This is a genomic window from Catenuloplanes indicus (genome assembly GCF_030813715.1).
Lineage (GTDB): Bacteria > Actinomycetota > Actinomycetes > Mycobacteriales > Micromonosporaceae > Catenuloplanes > Catenuloplanes indicus.
Map to the genome: position 1 here is coordinate 7,917,966 of NZ_JAUSUZ010000001.1, position 21,906 is coordinate 7,939,871.

General features: G+C 70.7%; 21 protein-coding genes. 16 read left to right on the plus strand and 5 right to left on the minus strand.

Features of this window, described 5'->3' with window-relative positions; all coding sequences use genetic code 11:
• The first annotated feature begins 222 nt into the window (after nucleotides 1-222).
• The 5 genes from arc (at nucleotide 223) to prcA (ending at nucleotide 5,969) form a co-directional block, all read left to right on the plus strand.
• Nucleotides 223-2,004, plus strand: a complete 1,782-nt coding sequence (arc, locus tag J2S42_RS35360; RefSeq protein WP_307246345.1) for a proteasome ATPase — start codon at nucleotides 223-225, stop codon at nucleotides 2,002-2,004.
• 159 nt (nucleotides 2,005-2,163) lie between these two features.
• The gene (gene dop / locus J2S42_RS35365; protein WP_370879322.1) at nucleotides 2,164-3,696 is read left to right on the plus strand and encodes a depupylase/deamidase Dop; all 1,533 of its coding nucleotides are present in this window, start codon (nucleotides 2,164-2,166) and stop codon (nucleotides 3,694-3,696) included.
• A gap of 148 nt (nucleotides 3,697-3,844) precedes the next feature.
• Nucleotides 3,845-4,060 carry a ubiquitin-like protein Pup gene (locus J2S42_RS35370; RefSeq protein WP_307246347.1) on the plus strand — a complete coding sequence of 72 codons (216 nt, stop codon included), beginning with the start codon at nucleotides 3,845-3,847 and terminating at the stop codon, nucleotides 4,058-4,060.
• Nucleotides 4,061-4,237: 177 nt separating this feature from the next.
• Entirely contained in the window at nucleotides 4,238-5,080 is an 843-nt protein-coding gene (prcB, locus tag J2S42_RS35375) for a proteasome subunit beta (RefSeq protein ID WP_307246348.1), read from the plus strand.
• Between the two features lie 52 nt (nucleotides 5,081-5,132).
• Complete coding sequence (prcA, locus tag J2S42_RS35380) at nucleotides 5,133-5,969, plus strand: proteasome subunit alpha (RefSeq protein ID WP_307246350.1); 837 nt, start codon at nucleotides 5,133-5,135, stop codon at nucleotides 5,967-5,969.
• 428 nt (nucleotides 5,970-6,397) lie between these two features.
• On the opposite strand, the gene rfbD is transcribed toward prcA, so the two are convergent.
• The gene (gene rfbD, locus J2S42_RS35385; protein ID WP_307246352.1) at nucleotides 6,398-7,318 is read right to left on the minus strand and encodes a dTDP-4-dehydrorhamnose reductase; all 921 of its coding nucleotides are present in this window, start codon (nucleotides 7,316-7,318) and stop codon (nucleotides 6,398-6,400) included.
• 160 nt (nucleotides 7,319-7,478) lie between these two features.
• Between rfbD and rfbA the strand changes: the two genes are divergently transcribed.
• The 3 genes from rfbA (at nucleotide 7,479) to J2S42_RS35400 (ending at nucleotide 10,029) form a co-directional block, all read left to right on the plus strand.
• Nucleotides 7,479-8,348: a glucose-1-phosphate thymidylyltransferase RfbA gene (rfbA, locus tag J2S42_RS35390; RefSeq protein ID WP_307246354.1), complete on the plus strand. Its 870-nt coding sequence runs from the start codon at nucleotides 7,479-7,481 to the stop codon at nucleotides 8,346-8,348.
• Nucleotides 8,349-8,448: 100 nt separating this feature from the next.
• On the plus strand, nucleotides 8,449-9,807 hold the full coding sequence (pafA, locus tag J2S42_RS35395) for a Pup--protein ligase (protein WP_307246356.1): 1,359 nt from the start codon (nucleotides 8,449-8,451) through the stop codon (nucleotides 9,805-9,807).
• A 54-nt stretch (nucleotides 9,808-9,861) separates the two neighbouring features.
• On the plus strand, nucleotides 9,862-10,029 hold the full coding sequence (locus J2S42_RS35400; protein ID WP_307246358.1) for a hypothetical protein: 168 nt from the start codon (nucleotides 9,862-9,864) through the stop codon (nucleotides 10,027-10,029).
• A 284-nt stretch (nucleotides 10,030-10,313) separates the two neighbouring features.
• Here the strand turns inward: J2S42_RS35400 and J2S42_RS35405 are convergent, their stop codons facing one another.
• Both J2S42_RS35405 and J2S42_RS35410 read right to left on the minus strand, forming a co-directional pair.
• A complete protein-coding gene (locus J2S42_RS35405) occupies nucleotides 10,314-11,393 on the minus strand; it encodes a DUF3866 family protein (protein WP_307246360.1) in 1,080 nt (359 codons plus the stop codon).
• A gap of 11 nt (nucleotides 11,394-11,404) precedes the next feature.
• Nucleotides 11,405-12,331 (minus strand): cation diffusion facilitator family transporter, encoded by a 927-nt coding sequence (locus tag J2S42_RS35410; protein WP_307246362.1) that lies wholly within the window; start codon nucleotides 12,329-12,331, stop codon nucleotides 11,405-11,407.
• 82 nt (nucleotides 12,332-12,413) lie between these two features.
• Between J2S42_RS35410 and J2S42_RS35415 the strand changes: the two genes are divergently transcribed.
• From J2S42_RS35415 to tatC, 5 genes are all read left to right on the plus strand, one after another.
• The gene (locus J2S42_RS35415; protein ID WP_307246364.1) at nucleotides 12,414-13,406 is read left to right on the plus strand and encodes a helix-turn-helix transcriptional regulator; all 993 of its coding nucleotides are present in this window, start codon (nucleotides 12,414-12,416) and stop codon (nucleotides 13,404-13,406) included.
• Nucleotides 13,403-14,380 carry a helix-turn-helix transcriptional regulator gene (locus J2S42_RS35420; RefSeq protein ID WP_307246367.1) on the plus strand — a complete coding sequence of 326 codons (978 nt, stop codon included), beginning with the start codon at nucleotides 13,403-13,405 and terminating at the stop codon, nucleotides 14,378-14,380. Before J2S42_RS35415 ends, J2S42_RS35420 begins: the two co-directional genes overlap by 4 nt.
• Before the next feature lie 9 nt (nucleotides 14,381-14,389).
• Nucleotides 14,390-14,635 (plus strand): hypothetical protein, encoded by a 246-nt coding sequence (locus J2S42_RS35425; RefSeq protein ID WP_307246369.1) that lies wholly within the window; start codon nucleotides 14,390-14,392, stop codon nucleotides 14,633-14,635.
• 222 nt (nucleotides 14,636-14,857) lie between these two features.
• A complete protein-coding gene (gene tatA, locus J2S42_RS35430) occupies nucleotides 14,858-15,136 on the plus strand; it encodes a Sec-independent protein translocase subunit TatA (protein ID WP_307246371.1) in 279 nt (92 codons plus the stop codon).
• Nucleotides 15,137-15,210: 74 nt separating this feature from the next.
• On the plus strand, nucleotides 15,211-16,173 hold the full coding sequence (gene tatC, locus J2S42_RS35435; RefSeq protein ID WP_307249221.1) for a twin-arginine translocase subunit TatC: 963 nt from the start codon (nucleotides 15,211-15,213) through the stop codon (nucleotides 16,171-16,173).
• A 197-nt stretch (nucleotides 16,174-16,370) separates the two neighbouring features.
• Here the strand turns inward: tatC and J2S42_RS35440 are convergent, their stop codons facing one another.
• Nucleotides 16,371-16,643 carry a hypothetical protein gene (locus tag J2S42_RS35440; RefSeq protein ID WP_307246373.1) on the minus strand — a complete coding sequence of 91 codons (273 nt, stop codon included), beginning with the start codon at nucleotides 16,641-16,643 and terminating at the stop codon, nucleotides 16,371-16,373.
• 192 nt (nucleotides 16,644-16,835) lie between these two features.
• On the opposite strand from J2S42_RS35440, the gene J2S42_RS35445 reads away from it, so the two are divergent.
• Nucleotides 16,836-17,717: a helix-turn-helix domain-containing protein gene (locus tag J2S42_RS35445; protein ID WP_307246374.1), complete on the plus strand. Its 882-nt coding sequence runs from the start codon at nucleotides 16,836-16,838 to the stop codon at nucleotides 17,715-17,717.
• Nucleotides 17,710-17,901: a DUF397 domain-containing protein gene (locus J2S42_RS35450; protein ID WP_307246376.1), complete on the plus strand. Its 192-nt coding sequence runs from the start codon at nucleotides 17,710-17,712 to the stop codon at nucleotides 17,899-17,901. Before J2S42_RS35445 ends, J2S42_RS35450 begins: the two co-directional genes overlap by 8 nt.
• Before the next feature lie 231 nt (nucleotides 17,902-18,132).
• Here the strand turns inward: J2S42_RS35450 and J2S42_RS35455 are convergent, their stop codons facing one another.
• Entirely contained in the window at nucleotides 18,133-18,888 is a 756-nt protein-coding gene (locus J2S42_RS35455; protein ID WP_370879324.1) for an HAD family hydrolase, read from the minus strand.
• 120 nt (nucleotides 18,889-19,008) lie between these two features.
• On the opposite strand from J2S42_RS35455, the gene J2S42_RS35460 reads away from it, so the two are divergent.
• Complete coding sequence (locus J2S42_RS35460) at nucleotides 19,009-21,771, plus strand: DEAD/DEAH box helicase (protein ID WP_307246379.1); 2,763 nt, start codon at nucleotides 19,009-19,011, stop codon at nucleotides 21,769-21,771.
• Nucleotides 21,772-21,906 lie beyond the last annotated feature (135 nt).

Here is a 21,906-nt window from a genome sequence, read left to right on the forward strand (position 1 = left end):
CTCACTCCGTACCAAGGATGTGGGTTGACGTTCTTCGGGGGTTTTCGCGCCATGCGCGGGATGTTTTCGCACTCCGCAGGCAGGTTTCGACCCCGGTGACCGGTTGTGATCGCATGGACACATCTGATCAAGCTTCGGTGACGAGGGTGTTGCGTGGGTTGGAATCCCGGCGTTTGCGGCTAGTGTTATGGCAAGACGTTCGAGCCCCCGGGGAGGTGGGACGTGGCACGTAGCGACGACGCCGACCAGCGCGCCGCACGGTGGGAGAAAGAGGCCCACGATCTCTCCACGCAGGTCGCGTTTCTTCAAGAGGAACTCGCTCTGGTGCGGCGCAAGCTGACCGAAAGCCCCCGTCACGTGAGGCAGCTCGAGGAGAGGCTCGCGGCAACGCAGGCGCAGCTCTCCCGGCTGTCCGAGAACAACGAGCGACTGGTGGCCACCCTCAAGGAGGCCCGCAGCCAGATCGTCACGCTGAAGGAGGAGATCGACCGCCTGGCGCAGCCGCCGAGCGGTTACGGTGTCTTCCTGACCCGCCATGAGGACGGCACCGTCGACGTCTTCACCGGTGGGCGCAAGCTCCGCGTGGCGGTGTCACCCTCTCTGGAGGTCGACGAGCTGCAGCGCGGGCAGGAGGTTCTGCTCAACGACGCACTGAACGTCGTCGACGCGTTCGGGTTCGAGCGCGTGGGCGAGGTGGTGATGCTCAAGGAGATCCTGGATTCGCCGACCGGCGGCCCGGGTGACCGTGCACTCGTCATCTCGCACGCCGACGAGGAGCGCATCGTGCACCTCGCCGACACGCTCATCGGCACCGCGCTGCGGGCCGGTGACTCGCTGATGATCGAGCCCCGCTCGGCGTACGCGTACGAGCGGATCCCGAAGAGCGAGGTCGAGGAGCTGGTCCTGGAGGAGGTGCCGGACGTCGGCTATTCCGACATCGGTGGCCTGCACTCCCAGATCGAGCAGATCCGCGACGCGGTCGAGCTGCCGTTCCTGCACGCCGACCTGTTCCGGGAGCACCAGCTGCGCCCGCCGAAGGGCATCCTGCTCTACGGCCCGCCCGGCTGCGGCAAGACCCTCATCGCCAAGGCCGTGGCGAACTCGCTGGCGAAGAAGATCGCCGAGCGGCAGGGCAAGGAGAAGCACACCAGCTTCTTCCTCAACATCAAGGGCCCGGAGCTGCTCAACAAGTACGTCGGCGAGACCGAGCGGCACATCCGGCTGATCTTCCAGCGGGCACGGGAGAAGGCCGGTGAGGGCACCCCGGTCATCGTGTTCTTCGACGAGATGGACTCGGTGTTCCGCACCCGCGGCACCGGCGTCTCCTCCGACGTGGAGAACACGATCGTCCCCCAGCTGCTGTCCGAGATCGACGGCGTGGAGGGGCTGGAGAACGTCATCGTCATCGGCGCCTCCAACCGTGAGGACATGATCGACCCGGCCATCCTGCGCCCGGGCCGGCTGGACGTGAAGATCAAGATCGAGCGTCCGGACGCCGAGGCGGCCAAGGACATCTTCAGCAAGTACATCCTCGAGGGCCTGCCCCTGCACGAGGACGACCTGGCCGAGCACGGCAACGACACGGCCGCCACGGTCGCCGCCATGATCGAGTCGGTCGTGCTGCGGATGTACTCGGAGACCGAGGAGAACCGCTTCCTCGAGGTCACCTACGCCAACGGTGACAAGGAGGTCCTGTACTTCAAGGACTTCAACTCCGGCGCCATGATCCAGAACATCGTGGACCGCGGCAAGAAGATGGCGATCAAGGAGTTCCTCTCCTCCGGACGCAAGGGCCTGCGCCTGCAGCACCTCCTCGACGCGTGCGTCGACGAGTTCCGGGAGAACGAGGACCTGCCGAACACGACGAACCCGGACGACTGGGCCCGCATCTCCGGCAAGAAGGGCGAGCGGATCGTCTACATCCGCACGCTCGTCTCCGGCGGCAAGGGCGCCGAGGCCGGCCGATCCATCGAGACCGCGTCGAACACCGGGCAGTATCTGTAAGCGTCCCAGTGTCTGTAAGAGTCCGAGTATCTGTAAGTGTCTCTGCGAAAACGGGCGGCCCGAACGGGCCGCCCGTTTCTTTTTATCCATGTGCCGACACGTTTCGTCACCCCTCGTAGGGGCTAGGCTTCTCTCGACGGGTGATGGGGAGGGCTTTATATGTCTGTTCGTCGGATCATGGGAACCGAGGTCGAGTACGGGATCTCCGTGCCCGGCCAGCCGGGCGCCAACCCGATGGTGACCTCCTCGCAGGTGGTCAACGCCTACGGGGCACGGCCGGAGCTCAACCGCGGCGGGCGCACCCGCTGGGACTACGAGGAGGAGTCGCCGCTGCGCGACGCGCGCGGCTTCACGTACTCCGGCGCCGCCTACGACCCCGCCGAGGCGCTCGCGGACGAGGATCTGGGCCTGGCCAACGTCATCCTCACCAACGGCGCGCGCCTCTACGTCGACCACGCCCACCCGGAATACTCCACGCCCGAGGTCACCAACCCGCTCGACGTGGTCAAGTGGGACAAGGCCGGCGAGCGTGTGATGGCCGAGGCGGCCCGGCGCGCGGCCACCATCCCGGGCACGCACCCGATCCATCTGTACAAGAACAACACCGACAACAAGGGCGCGTCGTACGGCGCACACGAGAACTATCTGATGCGCCGTCAGACGCCGTTCGCGGACATCGTGGCGTACCTGACGCCGTTCTTCGTCACCCGGCAGATCGTCACCGGCGCCGGCCGGGTCGGCATCGGCCAGGACGGCTCCGGCACCGGCTTCCAGATCTCCCAGCGCGCCGACTTCTTCGAGGTCGAGGTCGGGCTGGAGACCACGCTCAAGCGGCCGATCATCAACACCCGCGACGAGCCGCACGCGGACGCGGACAAGTACCGCCGGCTGCACGTCATCATCGGCGACGCGAACCTGTCCGAGATCTCCACGTACCTCAAGGTCGGCACCACCGCGCTGATCCTCTCCATGATCGAGGAGAAGGCGCTCACCGGCGAGCTCGGCATCGCCGACCCGGTCTCCGAGCTGAAGCACATCTCGCACGACCCGTCGCTGCAGCACCTGGTCCGGCTGCGCGACGGCCGCAAGCTCACCGCGCTCGACCTGCAGTGGGCGTTCTTCGAGCGGGCCAAGCAGTTCGTCGACGACCGGCTCGGCACCGACGCGGACGAGGCCACCACGGACGTGCTGAACCGCTGGGAGAACGTCCTGGACAAGCTCGGCCGGGACGTCATGTCCTGCGCGGACGAACTCGACTGGGTGGCGAAGCTGCGGCTGCTGGAGGGCTACCGCGAGCGGGAGAGCCTCGGCTGGGCGTCGCACAAGCTCCAGCTCGTCGACCTGCAGTATTCCGACGTACGGCCGGAGAAGGGGCTCTACCACCGGTTGGTCGCGCGCGGCTCGATGAAGACGCTGCTGGACGAGCGGGACACCTGGGACGCGATGGTCAACCCGCCGGACGACACCCGGGCGTTCTTCCGCGGCCGGTGCCTCGCGCAGTACGCGTCCGAGGTGGTCGCGGCCAGCTGGGACTCGGTCATCTTCGACATCGGCCGGGAATCGCTGGTCCGGGTGCCGATGATGGAGCCGGAGCGGGGCACGAAGAAGCACGTCGGAGCGCTGTTCGACCGGTGCGAGAGCGCCAAGGACCTGCTCGAGGCGCTCACCGGCGGCACCAGGCCGGCGACGTAGAACTTCCGCGGTTGATCGGAAAGGGCTCGGCTGAGCGCGAAACACGCGCTTGGGCGAGCCTTTTCGTCATAACTCCGGGGTAGGTTTTAGGTACCTGATGTTGCCGGGGCGGTCGAGTCCCGCGGCACGAGGCGAGGGAGGGACCGGGATGGCTACCAGGGACACCGGCGGACAGTCGCAATCCAGCAAGAGCAGCCAGCAGGGCGAGGTCGACGAGGCCACGGTCGAGGCCAACCCGGAGACCGCCGAACGTGTCGCCGAACTCACCGAGGAGGTCGACGACCTCCTCGACGAGATCGACTCGGTCCTCGAGGAGAACGCCGAGGAATTCGTGAGGGGATACGTCCAAAAAGGCGGCCAGTGACCTAATTGTCCGCTTCCAGAGCTGCTGTGCCGGGTCGGGTGTGTAACGCACCTGACCCGGAACACGTAACAGATGATCACCACCGCGTGACCTCGCGCGGGATAGGGTGCTTCCACCACAACGGCGGCTCCGGCGTCTCACCGCGCCAGGGCGATCGACATAGCTGAAGGGACATACGTGGCTACGGGTTTTGATCCATCAGGGCGCCTACCGGATGCGTTCACCAACCTGGGGACCTCCTCCTTCACCCAGTTCCTGAGTGTCGCCGCCCCCGATCTGCTGCCCGGCCGCCGGCCGCTGCCGCCCGGCCTCTCCGCCGGTGACGTCGCGCCGCACGGCACCACGATCGTGGCGATCTCGTACGCGGGCGGCGTGGTGCTCGCCGGTGACCGGCGCGCGACCATGGGCAACATGATCGCCAGCCGGGACATCGAGAAGGTGCATCCCGCGGACGCGTACTCGCTGATCGGCATCGCCGGTACGGCCGGTGTCGGCATCGAGCTGATGCGGCTGTTCCAGGTGGAGCTGGAGCACTACGAGAAGATCGAGGGCGTCATGCTCTCGGTCGACGGCAAGGCGAACCGGCTGGCCGCGATGATCCGGCAGAACCTCGGCGCGGCGCTCCAGGGCCTCGCGGTCATCCCGCTCTTCGCCGGGTACGACCAGGCCGCGGCGGACCCGGCACGAGTCGGCCGGATCTTCAGCTTCGACGTGGCCGGTGGCCTCTACGAGGAGACCGGCTACGACGCGATCGGCTCCGGCTCGCTGTTCGCGAAGGCCGCGCTGAAGAAGCGGTACCGGCCCGGCATCTCCGCGGAGGAGGCGACCCGGCTCGCGGTCGAGGCGCTCTACGACGCCGCGGACGACGACACCGCGACCGGCGGCCCGGACCTGGTTCGCAAGATCTACCCGGTGGTGATGACCGCGTCGGCCGAGGGCACGCACCGGCTCACCGAGGAGCAGGTCTCCGCGATCGCCGAGGCCGTCGTCAACGCCCGCCACGAGAACCCCGGCGGCTGAGAAGCGGTTCCCCCGCCGCTTCTGACGCCAAAGACCAAGAAGGAGAGCCGCCGTGGCAATGCAGTTCTACGCCTCACCCGAGCAGATCATGCGCGACCGCTCCGAGCTGGCCCGCAAGGGCATCGCCCGGGGCCGGAGCGCGGTGGTCCTCAGCTACGCCGGTGGGGTGCTCCTCGTCGCGGAGAACGTGACGTCGCTGCGCAAGGTCAGCGAGATCTACGACCGGATCGGTTTCGCCGCCGTCGGCCGCTACAACGAGTTCGAGAACCTGCGCCGCGCCGGTGTGCGCAAGGCCGACATCGACGGTTACAGCTACGACCGGCGGGACGTGACCGGTCGCGCGCTGGCCAGCACGTACACGCAGGTGCTCGGCGCGATCTTCACGGAGCAGCAGAAGCCGTTCGAGGTGGAGCTGTGCGTGGCGCAGGTCGGCGCGTCCGCGGAGCAGGACGAGATCTACCGCATCATGTACGACGGCTCGGTCCAGGACGAGCCCGGTTTCATGGCGATGGGCGGCCAGGCCGAGGCCATCTCGAGCACGCTGAAGGACGGCCACGCGTTCACGCTGTCGCTGTCCGACGCGCTGAAGCTCGCGGTCAAGTCGCTGGCCAGCGTGGGCGGCGAGAACGGTTCGCCGCGCACGATCACGGCCAAGCAGCTCGAGGTCGCGGTGCTGGACCGGACCCGGAAGGGCCGCACGTTCCGCCGGATCACCGGTGAGGCGCTGACCGCGCTGCTGGAGGGCGGCGACCTCCCGGCCGACGCGGTCGAGAAGCCGGCCAGCCCGGCCCCGGGGCCGGACACCCCGACGGTCTCGGCGGCGTCCGCCGACCTGGAGTCCGCGGGCGAGTCGTCCGCGGTCGACGAGGACGGCCCGGCCGACAAGTAATCGCTCATGTCCGGCGGCCGCCGGAGCGGTCTCCCCGCTCCGGCGGCCGCCGCATGTGCGCGGTGGCAGGGCCGCCGCGTGCTCGCCACGGACGGCGGCGGCCGGGCCGCGGGGGAGGGTAACGGGAGCGCGCCGGTGACGGTCGCCACACATGCCCGGCCGTGCTCAAGGCAGCGGCAACCCCAGCGGCATCTCCGGTGCGGAGATCTCGGGCACGGAGTGCCGCTGTGCCACACTCGAACGGCCGGCGAGCCGGAAGCTTGCGCCGACCGGAATCGCCGCCGGCCCTTGGCGATCACCGCGCGAGCCGCCCGGATGCCCTGTGGGTTTGCCGGGCCACCACGGGACCGGCAGGGAGGCCGCCTGCGGCCGACCGGTGCCCGCGGGAGCACGCCCGACGTCACCACGCCGGAAGTGGGAAGAACGGTTCAGGATCGTGCCGCTTTGGCCAGATCGGCGAAGCCGGGTTCGCTGAGGGCGTGGTCGAGCTGGACGCGCCAGTCGGGCTGGACCGGGATGCCGGCGGCGGACCAGGCGTCGTGGCCGAGGACGCTGTAGGCCGGGCGCGGGGCCGGGCGGGCGAACGATTCGGCGGTGGTGGGGCGGATCCGGTCGGGATCGAGGCCGGCCAGGTCGTAGAGCGTGCGGGCCAGGTCGTGCCAGGAGGCCTGGCCGGCGGCGGTGCCGTGATAGATGCCGGGCGGTGCGGTGCCGGCGAGTGCGGCGGTGCCGAGGCGGACGAGTTGTTCGGCGAGCGCGGCGGTCCAGGTGGGCTGGCCGATCTGGTCGGTGACCACGTCGACGGTGGGGCGGGACGCGGCCAGCTTCAGCATGGTCTCGATGAAGTTCGGCCCGTGGTCGCCGTAGAGCCAGGCGGTGCGCACGACGTAGCCGCCGGTGCGGAGCGCGAGCTGCTCGCCGAGGGACTTGCCGCGACCGTACGCGTTGATCGGCGCGGTGGGGTGGGTCTCCGGGTACGGCGTGGTGGCGGTGCCGTCGAAGACGTAGTCGGTGGAGATCTGGATGAGTTTCGCGCCGTTGACGGTGCACGCGGCCGCGATGTTGTTGACCGCGCGGCCGTTGATGTCGGTGGCGACGTCCTCGTGGTCCTCGGCGGCGTCGACGTCGGTCCAGGCGGCCGCGTTGATCACGATGTCGTGGCCGGAGACCGCGGAGGCGACCGCAGCCGCGTCCGTGACGTCGAGCATGTCGCGGGTCGCGGCGGTGATCTCGACGGGCGTCTCGCTGCGCCGGGCGTGCCGGCCGTAGGAGGCGGTCGGCTCGGTCAGTGCGGCGACGAGATCGCGGCCGAGCATCCCGCCCGCGCCGGTGATCAGCCAACGGGTCATTGTGCCGGCCCCCCAGGAAAGCTCTACGTCTGCTCCGGCCAGGAGCGCAAGCCACGGTACCAGGACCGGAACCGAGCCTGGTCGCGCTCCGGTTCGCGTCGATCACAGGTTCATTGCGAAGTGACTGCCGGTAGCGGGCCGACGTGAGTACGATTCGCCGGTGCGCGGGATCCTTTTGGCAGGTGGAACCGGGTCTCGGCTGTGGCCGATCACCCAGGCGGTGTCGAAGCAGCTGATGCCGGTGTTCGACAAGCCGATGATCTATTACCCGCTGACCACGCTCGTCACCGCGGGCGTCCGTGAGGTGCTGATCATCACGACGCCGGACGACCAGCCGCAGTTCCGCCGCCTGCTCGGTGACGGTGCGCAGTGGGGGCTGTCGCTCACCTACGCGGTGCAGCCCCGCCCGGAGGGCATCGCGCAGGCGTTCCTGATCGGCGAGGAGTTCCTGGCCGGTGACGACGTGGCGCTGATCCTCGGCGACAACATCTTCCACGGCGGCGACCTGCCGACCAGGCTGAAGGAGAACGCGGCGCACGCCGGTGGCCGCGTCTTCGCCTACCCGGTCGCGGACCCCACGGCCTACGGCGTCGTCGAGTTCGACGAGTCCGGCCGGGTCATCTCCATCGAGGAGAAGCCGGAGAAGCCCAAGTCGCGGTACGCGGTGCCCGGCCTCTACTTCTACGACGCGGACGTGGTCCGGATCGCCAAGGAGCTGCGCCCGTCCGCGCGCGGCGAGCTGGAGATCACCGGCATCAACGACGCGTATCTGCGCCGCGGCGATCTCACGGTCACGGTGCTGGACCGGGGGACCGCGTGGCTGGACACCGGGACGTTCGCCGACCTGGTGCACGCCGCCGAGTACGTGCGCGTGATCGAAGCGCGCCAGGGCTTCAAGATCGGATGCATCGAGGAGGCGGCCTGGCGGGCCGGCCGCATCGACGACGATCAGCTGCGGGCGCTGGCCGGGCCGCTCCGCCGCAGCGGCTACGGCGACTATCTGCTCCGGTTGCTCGACTGGGAGCGATAAACCCGACAAAACACCCCACGGAGCAGATTTTTTCGCGCCCTGTCCCCGAGGCGGGTCACACAGGTGCCACAACAGGGTCACGTGGGGCTAATGTTCGTTCATGGAGCGGCGAATCTTCGGTCTCGAGACCGAATACGGCGTCACGTGCACCTACCGAGGTCAACGGCGTTTGTCACCGGATGAGGTGGCGCGCTACCTGTTCCGGCGGGTCGTCTCCTGGGGGCGGTCCAGCAACGTCTTCCTGCGTAACGGCGCCCGGCTCTATCTGGATGTGGGCTCGCACCCGGAGTATGCGACGCCCGAGTGCGACTCCGTGCTCGACCTGGTCGCGCACGACCGGGCCGGCGAGCGGATCCTGGAGGGACTGCTCGTCGACGCGGAGAAGCGGCTGCACGACGAGGGGATCGCGGGCGAGATCTACCTCTTCAAGAACAACACCGACTCGGCCGGCAACTCGTACGGGTGCCACGAGAACTACCTGGTGTCCCGGCACGGCGAGTTCGGCCGCCTGGCGGACGTGCTGATCCCGTTCCTGGTCACCCGGCAGCTGATCTGCGGCGCGGGTAAGGTGCTGCAGACGCCGCGCGGCGCGGTCTACTGCCTGTCGCAGCGCGCGGAGCACATCTGGGAGGGCGTCTCCAGCGCGACGACGCGCTCCCGGCCGATCATCAACACGCGGGACGAGCCGCACGCGGACGCGGAGCGCTACCGCCGGCTGCACGTGATCGTCGGCGACTCGAACATGAACGAGGTCACCACGCTGTTGAAGGTGGGCAGCGCGGACATCGTGCTCCGCATGATCGAGGCCGGCGTGGTGATGCGTGACCTGTCGCTGGAGAACCCGATCCGGGCGATCCGCGAGGTGTCGCACGACGTGACCGGCCGCCGCAAGGTCCGGCTCGCGTCGAACAAGGAGATCTCCGCGCTGGAGATCCAGCAGGAGTACCTGGCGAAGGCGACCGAGTTCGTCGAGCGGCGCGGCGGCGACGACACCGCGAAGCGCGTGGTCGAGCTGTGGGGCCGGGTGCTGGACGCGGTCGAGTCCGGCAACCTCGACCCGGTCTCCCGGGAGATCGACTGGGTCAGCAAGCTGAAGCTGATCGAGCGGTACCAGGCGAAGAACGATCTGCCGCTGTCCCACCCGCGGATCGCGCAGATGGACCTGGCCTACCACGACATCCGGCGCGGGCGCGGGCTCTACGGCCTGATGGAGCGCCGCAAGCAGGTCGACCGGGTCGCCGGTGACCTGGACATCTACGAGGCCAAGGAGACGCCGCCGCAGACCACCCGGGCCCGGCTGCGCGGCGAGTTCATCAAGCACGCGCAGGAGAAGCGGCGCGACTTCACGGTCGACTGGGTGCACCTGAAGCTGAACGACCAGGCGCAGCGCACCGTGCTGTGCAAGGACCCGTTCCGGGCGCACGACGAGCGCGTGGAACGGCTGATCGCGAGCATGTGAGCCGATCGGGGCCCCGGGCGCCGCGTCCGGGGTCCCGTTTACGCTGGCAGGACTATGACCAGACCTGAGCACGAGCAGAACCGTTTCGACCGGCGCCGGGAGAGGATCGTCGCCGAGGTGCAGGCCAACCGGCGTGGTGAGTACCGCGTGCCGACCTGGGTCTACGCCACGATCCTCGGCGTGATCGTGGTCGCCTGGACGCTGTTCGTCATCTTCGGCTGACGCGAAGTCGCCAGCAAGATCAAATTCTTGGAACCTGTCTTCCCGCTTCCGGCGTGGCCGCTTACCCAGCGCTCCCGCGGGCACCGGTCGTCGCTGGCGCTCCTCCCTGCCGGCCGGGCGGGTGGTCGCGAAGGAACCAGCGGTTCACAACGCGGGTGACACCCGGGCCGATGGCGGCGGAGAACCGTCGGGGCCTCGCCGCCGGAACGGTTCGGGCGGGTGGTGCAGAACCGTCGGGGTCCCGTCGCCGGAACGGTTCGGGCGGGTGGCGGAGAAGCGGTGGATCACGCCGCCGGCAACAGTGACGCGGCGTGGCGGCCGGCGGCCGCGGCGGCCAGGAAGTAGGCGTGGTCGCCGTCCAGGTCGCGGCCCATGGTGGAGAGCGGCACCGGAGAGGCGCGGAGCGCGTCGTCCAGGCCGTCGGCGGGGACGCGGACGATCGTGTGCCGTTCGGCCAGCAGCCGCAGCGTCGACTCCACGTCCTCGGCGACCGAGGACGGCAGGGGAGTGGGCACGACCAGGTCAGCCGGGGTGAGCGCGACCCGGCCGTACGCGGTGACGCTGTGGTGCGAGACGCCGCGGTGCCGGGGGCGCGGGTCGGCGTCGGAGATGCGCAGCGAGCCGACCGCGCGGCCGCCGAGCGTGTTGACCGCGTTGACCGCCTCGCCGACCGCGACGCCGGAGAAGCCCCAGCGGGTGCCGGTGCCGAGGTTGCCCGGGCCCTGCGCGACGATCGTGACGTCCGCGCCGAGCACGTGCCGGGCGGCCAGCAGCCCGCTGTGCACGGTGGTCGCCTCGAGGTCGCCGCCGAACGCCTGGCCCGCGGTCACCGTACCGGCGAGGTGGGGTCTGAGGGCCGACAGCGTGCGGGAGAACCAGGCGGGCAGCGCGCCGCCGTCGGTCATCAGGTAGGCGACGCGCGGGCCGGTGCCGATCCCGGCCAGCACCGCGGGCAGCGCGGAGTGCAGGTCGGCCAGCACGACCGGCATGCCCTCCAGGTCGTCCGCCTCGGCCAGCACCGCGCGGTGCGGTGAGGCCTCCTCGTCCACGCCCATCATGATCGCCTGCAGCGGCGTGTAGCGCGCCTTGACCAGGTGGCCGTTGTCCCGGTGGTCCGCCAGGTGCGAGCCCGGCAGGTTGTCCGGCAGCGCGACCACCAGCGCGTACCCGCCGGTGCCGAGGCCCATCTCGAGCGCGCCCACGTTGAGCAGCACCCGGTCGCCGACCGCGGGCTCGCCGACCAGCGGCGTGTACGCCAGCGCCTTGATCGAGTCCTGGTCGCCGTCCACCGTCACCGACAGCTCGCTGGCCCCGTCCCAGCTGCGCCGCAGCGCCGTCACCGTCCCCGACCGCCACCGAATCATGAGGAGCAACCCTATACAGCGCCCCGGGTCGGGTCGAGGAAGACATACGCGATGTTCGGGTAGCGGTCGCGCAGCCGGCGTTCGGCCAGGTCGGCGGCGGACTCGATCTCCGCGCCGGTCGCGGTGTCGGTGAAGTCGACCTTCGCGGCGACCAGCACGTCGGACGGGCCGAGCTGCATGGTGAGCAGCGTGCTGACCCGCTCCACCGAGGGCAGCGCCGCGATCTCGTCGTGGATCTCCTCGTGGATGCGCCGCGGCACCGCGCGGCCGACCAGCAGCGACACGTTGCTGTGCGCCAGCGTCGCGGCCACGAACAGCAGCAGCACGCCGATCAGGATCGACGCCACGCCGTCCCACGTCTCATCGCCGGTCAGCTGCGACAGCCCGACGCCGAGCGCGGCCAGCAGGATGCCGGTCAGCGCGGCCGCGTCCTCCAGGAACACGGCCTTGACCGTGGTGTCGGACGTGTGCCGCAGGAACCGGCGCGGCGTGGTCCGCCACTCCCGGGACGAGGACCGGACCTGCCGGACCGCGCGCCGGAACGAGATGCCCTCGGCGACGAACGACGCGGCCAGCACCAGGTACGCGATCAGGTAGTTGCCGCTGTGCTCGCCGGTCCGGATGGTGTTCACACCGTGCGTGATCGAGAATCCGGCACCGGCGACGAACGTGAACAGCGCCGCGATGAACGCCCAGACGTAGCTCTCCTTGCCGTACCCGAACGGGTGGCGCGCGTCGGCCGGTTTCGCACCCCGGCGCAGCGCGGTGAACAGCAGCACCTCGGTGACCGTGTCGGCCAGCGAGTGCACCGCCTCGGACAGCATCGCGGCGGAGTGCGAGACGATCCCGGCCACCAGCTTGGCGACCGCGATCGCGAGGTTGGCCAGCCCGGCCACGACGACGGTGCCGACGCTCTCGTTCTCAGGGGAGGTTGCCACGAGGGCATCGCATACCCGGATGAGGGAAAGCTAACCGGACGCGGGGCGCGGCCGGCCGGGCGGCACTGCTAGTTTTGCGGGCGTGTCGCGCATCCGCACCGAGCGGTTGGTCAACCTGGTCATCTGCCTCCTGTCCACGCGCCGGTTCCTGACCGCCGCGCAGATCGCCGCGACCGTGCCCGGTTACGAGCACGATCCGGAGGACCCGAAGGAGCACGAGGCGTTCCAGCGCAAGTTCGAGCGGGACAAGGCGGAGCTCCGCGAGCTCGGCGTGCCGCTGGAGACCGGGACGGAGAGCGTCTTCGACGCCGAGCCCGGCTACCGGATCGCCCACCGCGACTACGCGCTGCCGGACATCCCGCTCGAACCGGACGAGGCCGCGGCCGTCGGCATCGCCGGCCGGCTCTGGCAGCACCACGGTCTCGCCGCGGCCGCCTCCTCCGGGCTGGCGAAGCTGCGCGCCGCCGGCATCGACATGGACCCGCAGGCCACGCTGGGTGTCGAGCCGGTCGTCACGGTCGATCCGGCGTTCGCGCCGCTGACCACGGCCGCCCGGGAGCGCCGCGCGGTCGCGTTCGACTACCGCGCGCCCGAGGGCGACGAGCCGGCCACCCGCAAGCTCCAGCCGTGGGGCGTGGTCTGCTGGCGTGGGCGGTGGTACGTGGTGGGGCACGATCTCGACCGCGGCGCGGTCCGCTGCTTCCGGCTGTCCCGCATCCTCGGCAAGGTCCGCCCGGCCGGCCGCCCGGGCGCGTTCACGCCGCCCGCGGACCTCGACCTGATCAGCCACGTGTCGCGCTTCTCCGGCCCGGTCGAGTGGACCGGCCGGGCCACGCTGCTGATCACGCCGGGCGTCGGCGCCGGACTGCGCCGCTGGGCGCGGGTGGTCGAGCCCGGGCAGGGCGACAACCCCAAGGACAAGATCACCATTCGGTACGGGGACACCGAGCGGCTGGCCGGCACGCTGGTCCGCTACGGTCCCGAGGTGCAGGTGCTCGACCCGCCGGAGCTGCGCGACGCGGTCATCCAGCGGCTGAAGGAGATCGTGTCCCGGACCGAGGAGGTGCCCGCGTGACCACCGCGCCGTCCGCCTCGCGCGCGTCCGCCGACCGGCTCGGCCGCGTGCTCAACCTGGTGCCCTACCTGCTGGCCCGCCCCGGCATCGCGATCGTCGAGGCCGCCGCCGACCTGGGCGTCTCGGAGAAGCAGCTGCGCGAGGACCTGGAGCTGCTCTGGGTCTGCGGGCTGCCCGGCTACGGCCCCGGCGACCTGATCGACATGGCGTTCGACGGCGACAACGTCACGATCACCTACGACGCCGGCATCGGCAAGCCGCTGCGGCTCACGCCGGACGAGGCGCTCGCGCTGGTCGTGGCGCTGCGCATGCTGGCCGAGACGCCCGGCACCGGCAACCGGGACGCGATCGAGCGCGCGCTGGCGAAGATAGAGTCGGCGGCCGGGGCGGATGCGGACGCGCCGGTCGCGGTCCGGATGAGCGGCAACGCGAAGAAGGTCGACCGGGTCCGGAGCGCGCTGGAGAGCGGTAGGGCGCTGCGGATCACGTATTACACCGCGTCCCGGGACGAGACCACCGAGCGCGTCATCGACCCGATCCGGGTGGTGAACGTCGACGGCTGGGCGTACCTGGAGGCGTGGTGCCGCCGGGCCGAGGCGACCCGGCTGTTCCGGGTCGACCGGATCGACGGCTGGACCGAGCTGGACGAGCCGTCCGCGCCCCCGGCGGAGGCACGCCCGCACGACCTGAGCGCCGGTGTGTTCCGCCCCGGCGCCGAGCTGCCACTGATCACGCTGCGGGTCGGCCGGTCCGAGCGGTGGATCACCGAGTACTACCCGTGCGAGTCGGTCGAGCGCGGCGCGTCCGGTGAGGACTGGCTGGTCACCATGCGGGTCACCGACCTGGACTGGGCGCGGCGGCTGATCCTCGGCCTCGGGCCGGAGGTGACCGTGGTGAGCCCGCCGGAACTGATCACCGGCATCCGGGAGCAGGCCGCGGCGGCGCTCGCTGCGTATTCCGTACCCTCGGCATAGGGTTTGGTCATGATTTTGTGGATCATCGTTGGTGTCGCCCTGTTCTCGCTTCTCGTGCTCGGGCTGGCGGTGCGGCCGGTGCTGGCCCGCGTGCCGGAGCTGCACCGCGCCGTGCGGCGGCTGATGCTCAAGCAGGAGGCACTGGAGCGGTTGCAGGCCAAGGCCGAGGCGCTGCAGGAACGCTCGCTCGTGGTGGCTGACCAGGCCGGCCGGGCGGCGGACCAGGTCGCGGCGATCCGGGCAGCCAAGCCGTAACGGGCGCGGAAACGCCCGGTTTCGGGCTGTTCTGCTCGCCAACCGCCTGTTGACGTGCGGGTTCGGTGTGGCAGAGACTACGTCCAGCAAGGTCTTTCATGTCAACGCTGTCTTTACCCTGTGAAGACGTGCGGGCCCGATGGCAACGGGCTGTTCCGCACGTACCATGGGCTCGGCGCCTGACGTCGACGGGTCGCCCTCGACACCGAGTTGGAGAACGAAATGCAGTTCCTCAAGCCGTGGCACATCATCGTCCTCGTGGTGGTGCTCATCCTCCTCTTCGGCGCGAAGCGGCTCCCCGACGCGGCCCGCTCGCTCGGCCGCTCGATGCGCATCCTGAAGGCGGAGACCAAGAGCATGGTCGACGACGGCAAGGACGCGCCGGACGACCTGTCCGACAAGGCCGACGCGAAGAACGGCCGCGCACCGCTGCAGGGCGACGTGATCCCGCCCGCGCACGCGACGCACGCGACGGCCGAGCAGCCGGTCCGCGACCGCTGATCTGAGCCGTGAAACTCGCCCTGCCTGGCCGTAACAAGGGGCCGTCGAAGTTCGAGCAGGCGGCCAACGGCGAGATGACCCTGATCGAGCACGTCAGGGAACTGCGCACTCGGCTCTTCCGCGCCTCACTCGCGGTCGTCGCCGGTTTCGTGGTCGGGTTCTGGCTCGCGGACTGGGTGTTCGAGCTGCTCAAGCAGCCGTACTGTGACCTGCCGACGATGCGGCAGGCGGACGGCGGCTGCCCGATGACGCAGCTGGGCCCGGCCGACGGCTTCCTGCTTAAGCTGAAGATCGCGCTCTGGGTCGGCCTGATCGTCTCCGCGCCGATCTGGCTCTACCAGCTGTGGGCGTTCATCGCGCCCGGCCTGCACAAGCACGAGCGCGGCTACGCCTACGCGTTCGTCGCGCTCGCCGCGCCGCTGTTCACCGGCGGTGCGGTGCTGGCCTACTACGTGGTCGAGAAGGGTCTGTACTTCCTGCTGACGTCCGGCGTCACCGGCCTCGACACCCAGCTCGAGGTCACGCGGTACATCAGCTTCGTCACCAGCCTGATCCTGCTGTTCGGCGTCGCGTTCCTGTTCCCGCTGGTCGCGCTGATGCTCAACGTCGTCGGCCTGGTCAGCGGCGCGCGGCTGCTGTCCTGGTGGCGCGTCGCCGTGTTCGCGTTCTTCCTGTTCGCGGCCGTCGTCACGCCCACCCCGGACCCGTTCGGCATGACCGTCCTGGCGCTGGCGCTGTCCGCGCTGTACTTCATGGCGGTCGGCGTGGCGCTGCTGAACGACAAGCGCCGGGGCCGCGGCAAGTCGCTGTACGAGGGGCTCGACGACGACGCGGTGTCGCCGCTCGACCTCGGCGACACCGAATCGGTCACCGCCGGTGACCGCGTCACGGCCAGCGGCCCGGTCAGCGCGAGCGGCCCGGTGACCGTCGGCGAGCCGGTCGGCGCCAGCTCACCGGTGTCGGCCTCCGGCCCGATCGAGCCGGTCGAGCCGATCAGGCCCCGGCCGATCGAACGCGGCTTCGACGACATGACCTGATAGCGCAGCACAGCACGACGACCACACGGCCGGCAGCGATCTCGCTGCCGGCCGTGTGCGTGGCTGCCCCGGACGATCGGCGCCGGCGCGGGAGTGCAGGACGGCGGGAGGCCCCGGGGTCGGCGCGTCCCCGGGGCCTCCCGTGCGCGCCGGCCGCCCGGTGTCGACTCAGGCGGCCGGCGCGGCGGAGCAACGCGTCATTGCCGGATCGCCGGCGGCAGCCAGCCGGTGGGCCGCACCGCGTCGCGCAGCGCGGCGACCCGGATGGTGAACGTCAGGTGGCGGTGGTCCACCCTCCCGTCGTGCCCGATGCGGTGGCCGTGCACGACCAGCCATTCCGCGCCCGGCGTGCCCAGGGCGGTGACGCGCAGCGCGAGCGGCCCGACACCGAGCCGGTAATCGCGCTCGTCCGCGATGAACAGCACGGTGCCGGGCACGATCGCGGGGATCGGCGGCGGTGCCACGGCCATGGGTCCTCCAGGGTTCGCGAGAGGCTCGGCCCCGTCACGCCTGCCGGCAGTGACGGGGACGGCTACCTGCCGTACACGATGGCGCACCCGTACGCTTCCGAGAAGTGCAGAAACGGGATTTCCGGAATTCAGATTCCTGAGCCGTCATTGTGACGGCCCGGACCCGTCAGAAATCGCGTTCGGGAGGCTCAGATGTCACACGACGGGGGATCGTCCGTACCGCGCCGCCAGGTCGGTCGTTTGCTCCGCCAGCTCCGGGAGGGTGCGCGGACCACGCTGAAGGACGCGGCCGCGCACATCGAGGTCTCGCTGTCGAAGATGTCGCGGATCGAGGGCGGCGAGGCACCGGTCCGGCAGGTGGACGTGCGCGCGCTCGCGGACCTCTACCACGCGCCGCCGGACATGCTGGAGGTGCTGCTCTCGCTGGCCGCGGCCACGAAGGAGAAGGGGTGGTGGGCCGCGTACGGCAAGGCGGTCCCGGCCTGGTTCGAGCTGTACGTGGGCATGGAACAGGCCGCGTCCCGGCTGCGCCACTACGAGAACGGCGTGATCCCGGGCCTGCTCCAGGGCGAGGAGTACGCCGCGGCCGTGCTGGGCGCGGTCCCGGGCGTGACGCCGGAACAGGTCACGCAGCGGGTCCGGCTGCGCCGCGAACGCCAGCGGCTGCTCTCCCGCGCGAACCCGCCCGCGCCCGAACTGGACGTGATCATCGAGGAGGCCGTGCTGGTCAAGGGCCTCGGCGACCCGGACGCGTGGGCCCGTCAGCTCGCCCACCTGGTGAACATCTCGCAGAGGCCCGGGATCAGCGTGCGGGTGATCCCCCGCGACCGGGCGCTGCACTACGCGGGCTTCGCCGGGTCGTTCACCGTGCTGGACTTCCCGGAGGTGGGGCTGCGCCGGGCGGAGCCGACCACGGTCTACATCGAGGGCCTGACCGGCGCGCTCTACCTGGACGAACCCGCGGAAGTGGATACTTACCAGAGGGCGTGGGACGTGCTGGACCGGATCGCGCTGGGTCGGGACGCTTCGGACGACCTCATCGGGGAACTGATCAAGGAGAATATCGATGATTGACCTGACCGGTGCGACATGGCGTAAGAGCACCCGTAGCGGCTCCACCGGCGGCAACTGCGTCGAGGTGGCGGTGAACCTGCCCGGCGTGGTCGCGGTGCGGGACAGCAAGGACGTCACCGGCCCGGCGCTGGTGGTCAGCCCGGCGGCGTTCGCGGCGTTCACCGTTCGCGTGAAGGCCGTCTGACGACGACGGTGTTACCGTGAAACGAAGCCTCGGGCACACGGGGCGATGACGAAAGCCCCCGGGCCACCCGGCCCGGGGGCTTCCATGTCCGGGGCGTCCGCGGCGCGTGGTGCACCCGGACGTTCGGCTCCACGTGGACCGCGGAGGCCGGGTCGTGCCGCATGACCGGCGGCCACCGCCCGCTCAGGCGGTCGTGCAGCTCGGGGCGGGAAGCTTCTCGGGGCGGGGAAGCTACTTGGTCAGCGCGAGCGTGGCCCACAGGCCGTTCGCCCGGCCCGGCTCGGCGGCCGGCAGCACCAGCGTGGCCAGGCCGGCCTTGACCGCGCCCGCGTCCGCGGCGGAGTCGCCGACCATCAGCGTACGCTCCGGCGGCACGCCGATCAGCTTGCACGCCTTCTCGAAGATCTGTGGGTCCGGCTTTATCCGGCCGATCTCGTACGAGAGCACGAACTCGGTGACGTAGCGGTCCAGGCCCCATGCGGCGAAGTGCGGGCGGATGTCGAAGCCGATGTTGCTGACCACCGCGACCGGCACGCCGCGCTCGTGCAGCGCGGCGAGCGTCGCGGCCGCGTCCGAGTAGGGCGCCCAGCCCGCCGGGACGGTTCCGCGGTCGTAGAGCGCCTCGGCGAAGCCGGATATCCCGGATTCCACAGTGTCCGCCAGCCCGGTGTACGCGGCGCGGTGGCAGTGCGCGTACAGGTCGCGCTCCGCCCACACCTCCGCGAGTTGCGGCGGGATCCGGCGGGGGACCGGCCCACCGGCCCGGCCCGCGGTGATCAGCCGGTCGGCCAGCGCGGTGGCACGCCCGGGGTCGAGCGTCGCGCCGCAGGCCGTGGCCGCCGCGAGCACCCAGTCGACCGGCGGCTCCACCTGCGCGAGCGTGCCGTGGAAGTCGAAGAGGATGCCCTCGATCGCTCGTGGCGGCTCCACCTCCGCCGGGCTCGTCTCGCTCGAACGCTCGTCGTGATCCGCCACGTCGAGAACCATATCTGGTGGCCTCCCGCACCCCTCCTCACGGTGCGTGCCGTCGCCACGCCGCGCCGTGTGACCAGGCCCGCCGGAAAAGAGAAAAGCCAAGATCGAGCGGCCTCGGCTACTGTTGAGCACGTGACATCTCCCGCTGAGCGGTATGCGGCTTCTCGCCGGCGGGCCGCGGAGTCCGCGAAGTTCCCCCGTCTGGATGACTTCTCCGCCGACCTCGGCTTCGACCTCGACGACTTCCAGCGCGAGGCCTGCCAGGCCCTGGAACGCGGCAGCGGCGTGCTGGTCTGTGCGCCGACCGGTGCGGGAAAGACCGTGGTCGGCGAGTTCGCGGTGCACATGGCACTGTCCGCGCAGGCCCGTAAGAAGTGCTTCTACACCACGCCGATCAAGGCGCTCTCCAACCAGAAGTACCACGACCTCGTCGACCGCTACGGTGCGGACAAGGTCGGCCTGCTCACCGGCGACAACGTGATCAACGCGGACGCGCAGGTGGTCGTGATGACCACCGAGGTCCTGCGGAACATGCTCTACGCCGGCTCCGCCGCGCTGGACGGCCTGGCGTACGTGGTGATGGACGAGGTGCACTACCTGGCGGACCGGTTCCGCGGCGCGGTCTGGGAAGAGGTGATCATCCACCTGCCCGCCACCGTGACGCTGGTGTCGCTGTCCGCGACCGTGTCGAACGCGGAGGAGTTCGCCGACTGGCTGGTCACCGTGCGCGGCCACACCGAGGTCGTGGTCTCCGAGCACCGCCCGGTCCCGCTCTGGCAGCACATGCTGGTCGGCCGGCGGATGTTCGACCTGTTCCACGACGCGGACGCGGCCCGCAAGCACGACGTACACCCGGAGCTGCTGCGGTACACCCGCGAGCAGCTGCGCCGGATGGAGATGGGCGACCGCACCTCCGGCCCCGGCTGGGGCGGCCGCGGCGGGCGGAACAAGCGCTGGCAGCCGCCGCTGCGGTTCGACGTGATCGAGCGGCTGGAGCGCGCCGACCTGCTTCCCGCGATCATCTTCGTGTTCAGCCGGGCCGGGTGCGCCGCCGCCGTGCAGCAGTGCATGGCCGCCGGGCTGCGCCTGACCACGCCGGACGAGCGCGAGGAGATCCGGGCGATCGTCGAGGAGCGGATCACCGCGATCCCCGGCGAGGACCTGACCGTGCTCGGCTACTGGGAGTGGCTGGACGCGCTGGAGCGGGGCCTGGCCGCGCACCACGCCGGCATGCTGCCCGCGTTCAAGGAGGTCGTCGAGGAGCTGTTCGTCCGCGGCCTGGTCAAGGCGGTCTTCGCCACCGAGACGCTGGCGCTCGGCATCAACATGCCGGCCCGGTGCGTGGTGCTGGAGCGGCTGGTCAAGTACAACGGCGAGGCGCACGTCGACCTGACCCCGGGGGAGTACACGCAGCTCACCGGCCGGGCCGGCCGCCGCGGCATCGACGTCGAGGGGCACGCGGTCGTGGTCTGGTCGCCGGAGGTCGACCCGCGGCACGTGGCCGGACTGGCCAGCACCCGGACGTACCCGCTGAAGAGCTCGTTCCGCCCCTCCTACAACATGGCGGCGAACATCGTCGGCAGCGTCGGCATCGACCGTGCCCGCGAGCTGCTGGAGTCGTCGTTCGCGCAGTTCCAGGCGGACCGCTCGGTCGTCGGCCTGGCCCGCCAGGTGCAGAACAACGTCAAGACCATCCAGGGGTACGAGGACGAGGTGCGCTGCCACCACGGCGACTTCGACGAGTACTTCGGCCTGCGGGTGGCCATCGCGAACCGCGAGCGTGCGATCGCCCGGCAGGGCCAGGCGCAGCGCCGGGCGGAGACCGCCGCCTCGCTGTCCAAGCTGCGCCCGGGTGACGTGATCCGGATCCCGGCCGGCCGCCGCGCCGGACTGGCCGTGGTGATCGACCCGGGCGTGGGCGGCTTCGGCGAGCCGCGGCCGATGGTGCTCACTCAGGATCGCTGGGCCGGCCGGGTGCCGGCCAGCGACTTCCCCGGCCTGGTCGAGGTGCTGGACCGGGTGCGGGTGCCGAAGAACTTCAACCCGCGCTCGCCCGCTGCCCGCCGGGACCTGGCCGCGGCCGTCACCGCGACCGGTCTGGACCGGCGCGAGGGTCGCCGCAACCGCACCCGCTCCGGCGCGGCCGACGACCACGAGCTGGCGCTGCTGCGCATCCAGATGCGGCAGCACGCCTGCCACCAGTGCCCGGACCGGGAGGAGCACGCGCGCTGGGCCGAGCGCCGGCACCGGTTGGAGAAGGACACGGACGCGCTGCGCGAGAAGGTGGCCGGCCGGACCGGGTCGCTGGCCCGTACGTTCGACGCGGTCTGCGGCATGCTGACCGTGCGCGGTTATCTGTCCGAGGCCGGTGAGGTCACCGACGCCGGCCGCATGCTGGCCCGGATCTGGACCGAGACGGACCTGATGGTCGCGGAGTGCCTGCGGCGGGGCACCTGGGAAGGCCTGGCCCCGGCCGAGCTGGCCGCCGCGGTGTCGGTCGCGGTCTACGAGGCGCGGCGCGAGGGCGACGAGCGCGCGTCCGTGCCGCGTGGCCCGGTCGCGGACGCGGTCGAGGCGACCACGAAGATCTGGGCCGAGCTGGAGGCCGAGGAGGCGTCCCGCGGCCTGGAGCTGACCCGCGAGCCGGACCTGGGCTTCGTCTGGCCGATCTACCGCTGGGCGCGCGGCGAGTCACTGGAGAAGGTGCTGGCCAGCGGCCACAACCTGGACGGCGACATGCCGGCCGGCGACTTCGTGCGCTGGGCGCGGATGGTGGTGGACCTGCTCGGGCAGATCTCCAACGCCAGCGGCGCGTCCGAGGAGGTGCGCACGACCGCGCGGCAGGCGATCGGCGTGGTCAACCGGGGTGTTCTGGCCTACAACGCGGTCTCCTGAGCGCTCTCGCCCGTTTTCCCGCTCCTTGACCGAAGCTGACCCTTCGGTCAAGGAGGTCTCACCGTTAGTCACTGGCGATCCCGAAATGTGGGCGCGACCATCGGACGGGGTCTCACGTCCGATCGGGGAAGGCGC

Excerpts from the sequence above, each read along its gene's own strand:
- J2S42_RS35400 (WP_307246358.1), top strand. The coding sequence starts at position 9,862 with ATGACCAGACCTGAGCACGAGCAGAACCGTTTCGACCGGCGCCGGGAG.
- dop (WP_370879322.1), top strand. The coding sequence starts at position 2,164 with ATGTCTGTTCGTCGGATCATGGGAACCGAGGTCGAGTACGGGATCTCC.
- pafA (WP_307246356.1), top strand. The coding sequence starts at position 8,449 with ATGGAGCGGCGAATCTTCGGTCTCGAGACCGAATACGGCGTCACGTGC.
- J2S42_RS35445 (WP_307246374.1), top strand. The coding sequence starts at position 16,836 with ATGTCACACGACGGGGGATCGTCCGTACCGCGCCGCCAGGTCGGTCGT.
- J2S42_RS35455 (WP_370879324.1), bottom strand. The coding sequence starts at position 18,888 with ATGGTTCTCGACGTGGCGGATCACGACGAGCGTTCGAGCGAGACGAGC.
- J2S42_RS35450 (WP_307246376.1), top strand. The coding sequence starts at position 17,710 with ATGATTGACCTGACCGGTGCGACATGGCGTAAGAGCACCCGTAGCGGC.
- rfbD (WP_307246352.1), bottom strand. The coding sequence starts at position 7,318 with ATGACCCGTTGGCTGATCACCGGCGCGGGCGGGATGCTCGGCCGCGAT.
- J2S42_RS35440 (WP_307246373.1), bottom strand. The coding sequence starts at position 16,643 with ATGGCCGTGGCACCGCCGCCGATCCCCGCGATCGTGCCCGGCACCGTG.
- J2S42_RS35370 (WP_307246347.1), top strand. The coding sequence starts at position 3,845 with ATGGCTACCAGGGACACCGGCGGACAGTCGCAATCCAGCAAGAGCAGC.
- J2S42_RS35425 (WP_307246369.1), top strand. The coding sequence starts at position 14,390 with ATGATTTTGTGGATCATCGTTGGTGTCGCCCTGTTCTCGCTTCTCGTG.
- J2S42_RS35405 (WP_307246360.1), bottom strand. The coding sequence starts at position 11,393 with ATGATTCGGTGGCGGTCGGGGACGGTGACGGCGCTGCGGCGCAGCTGG.
- tatA (WP_307246371.1), top strand. The coding sequence starts at position 14,858 with ATGCAGTTCCTCAAGCCGTGGCACATCATCGTCCTCGTGGTGGTGCTC.
- tatC (WP_307249221.1), top strand. The coding sequence starts at position 15,211 with ATGACCCTGATCGAGCACGTCAGGGAACTGCGCACTCGGCTCTTCCGC.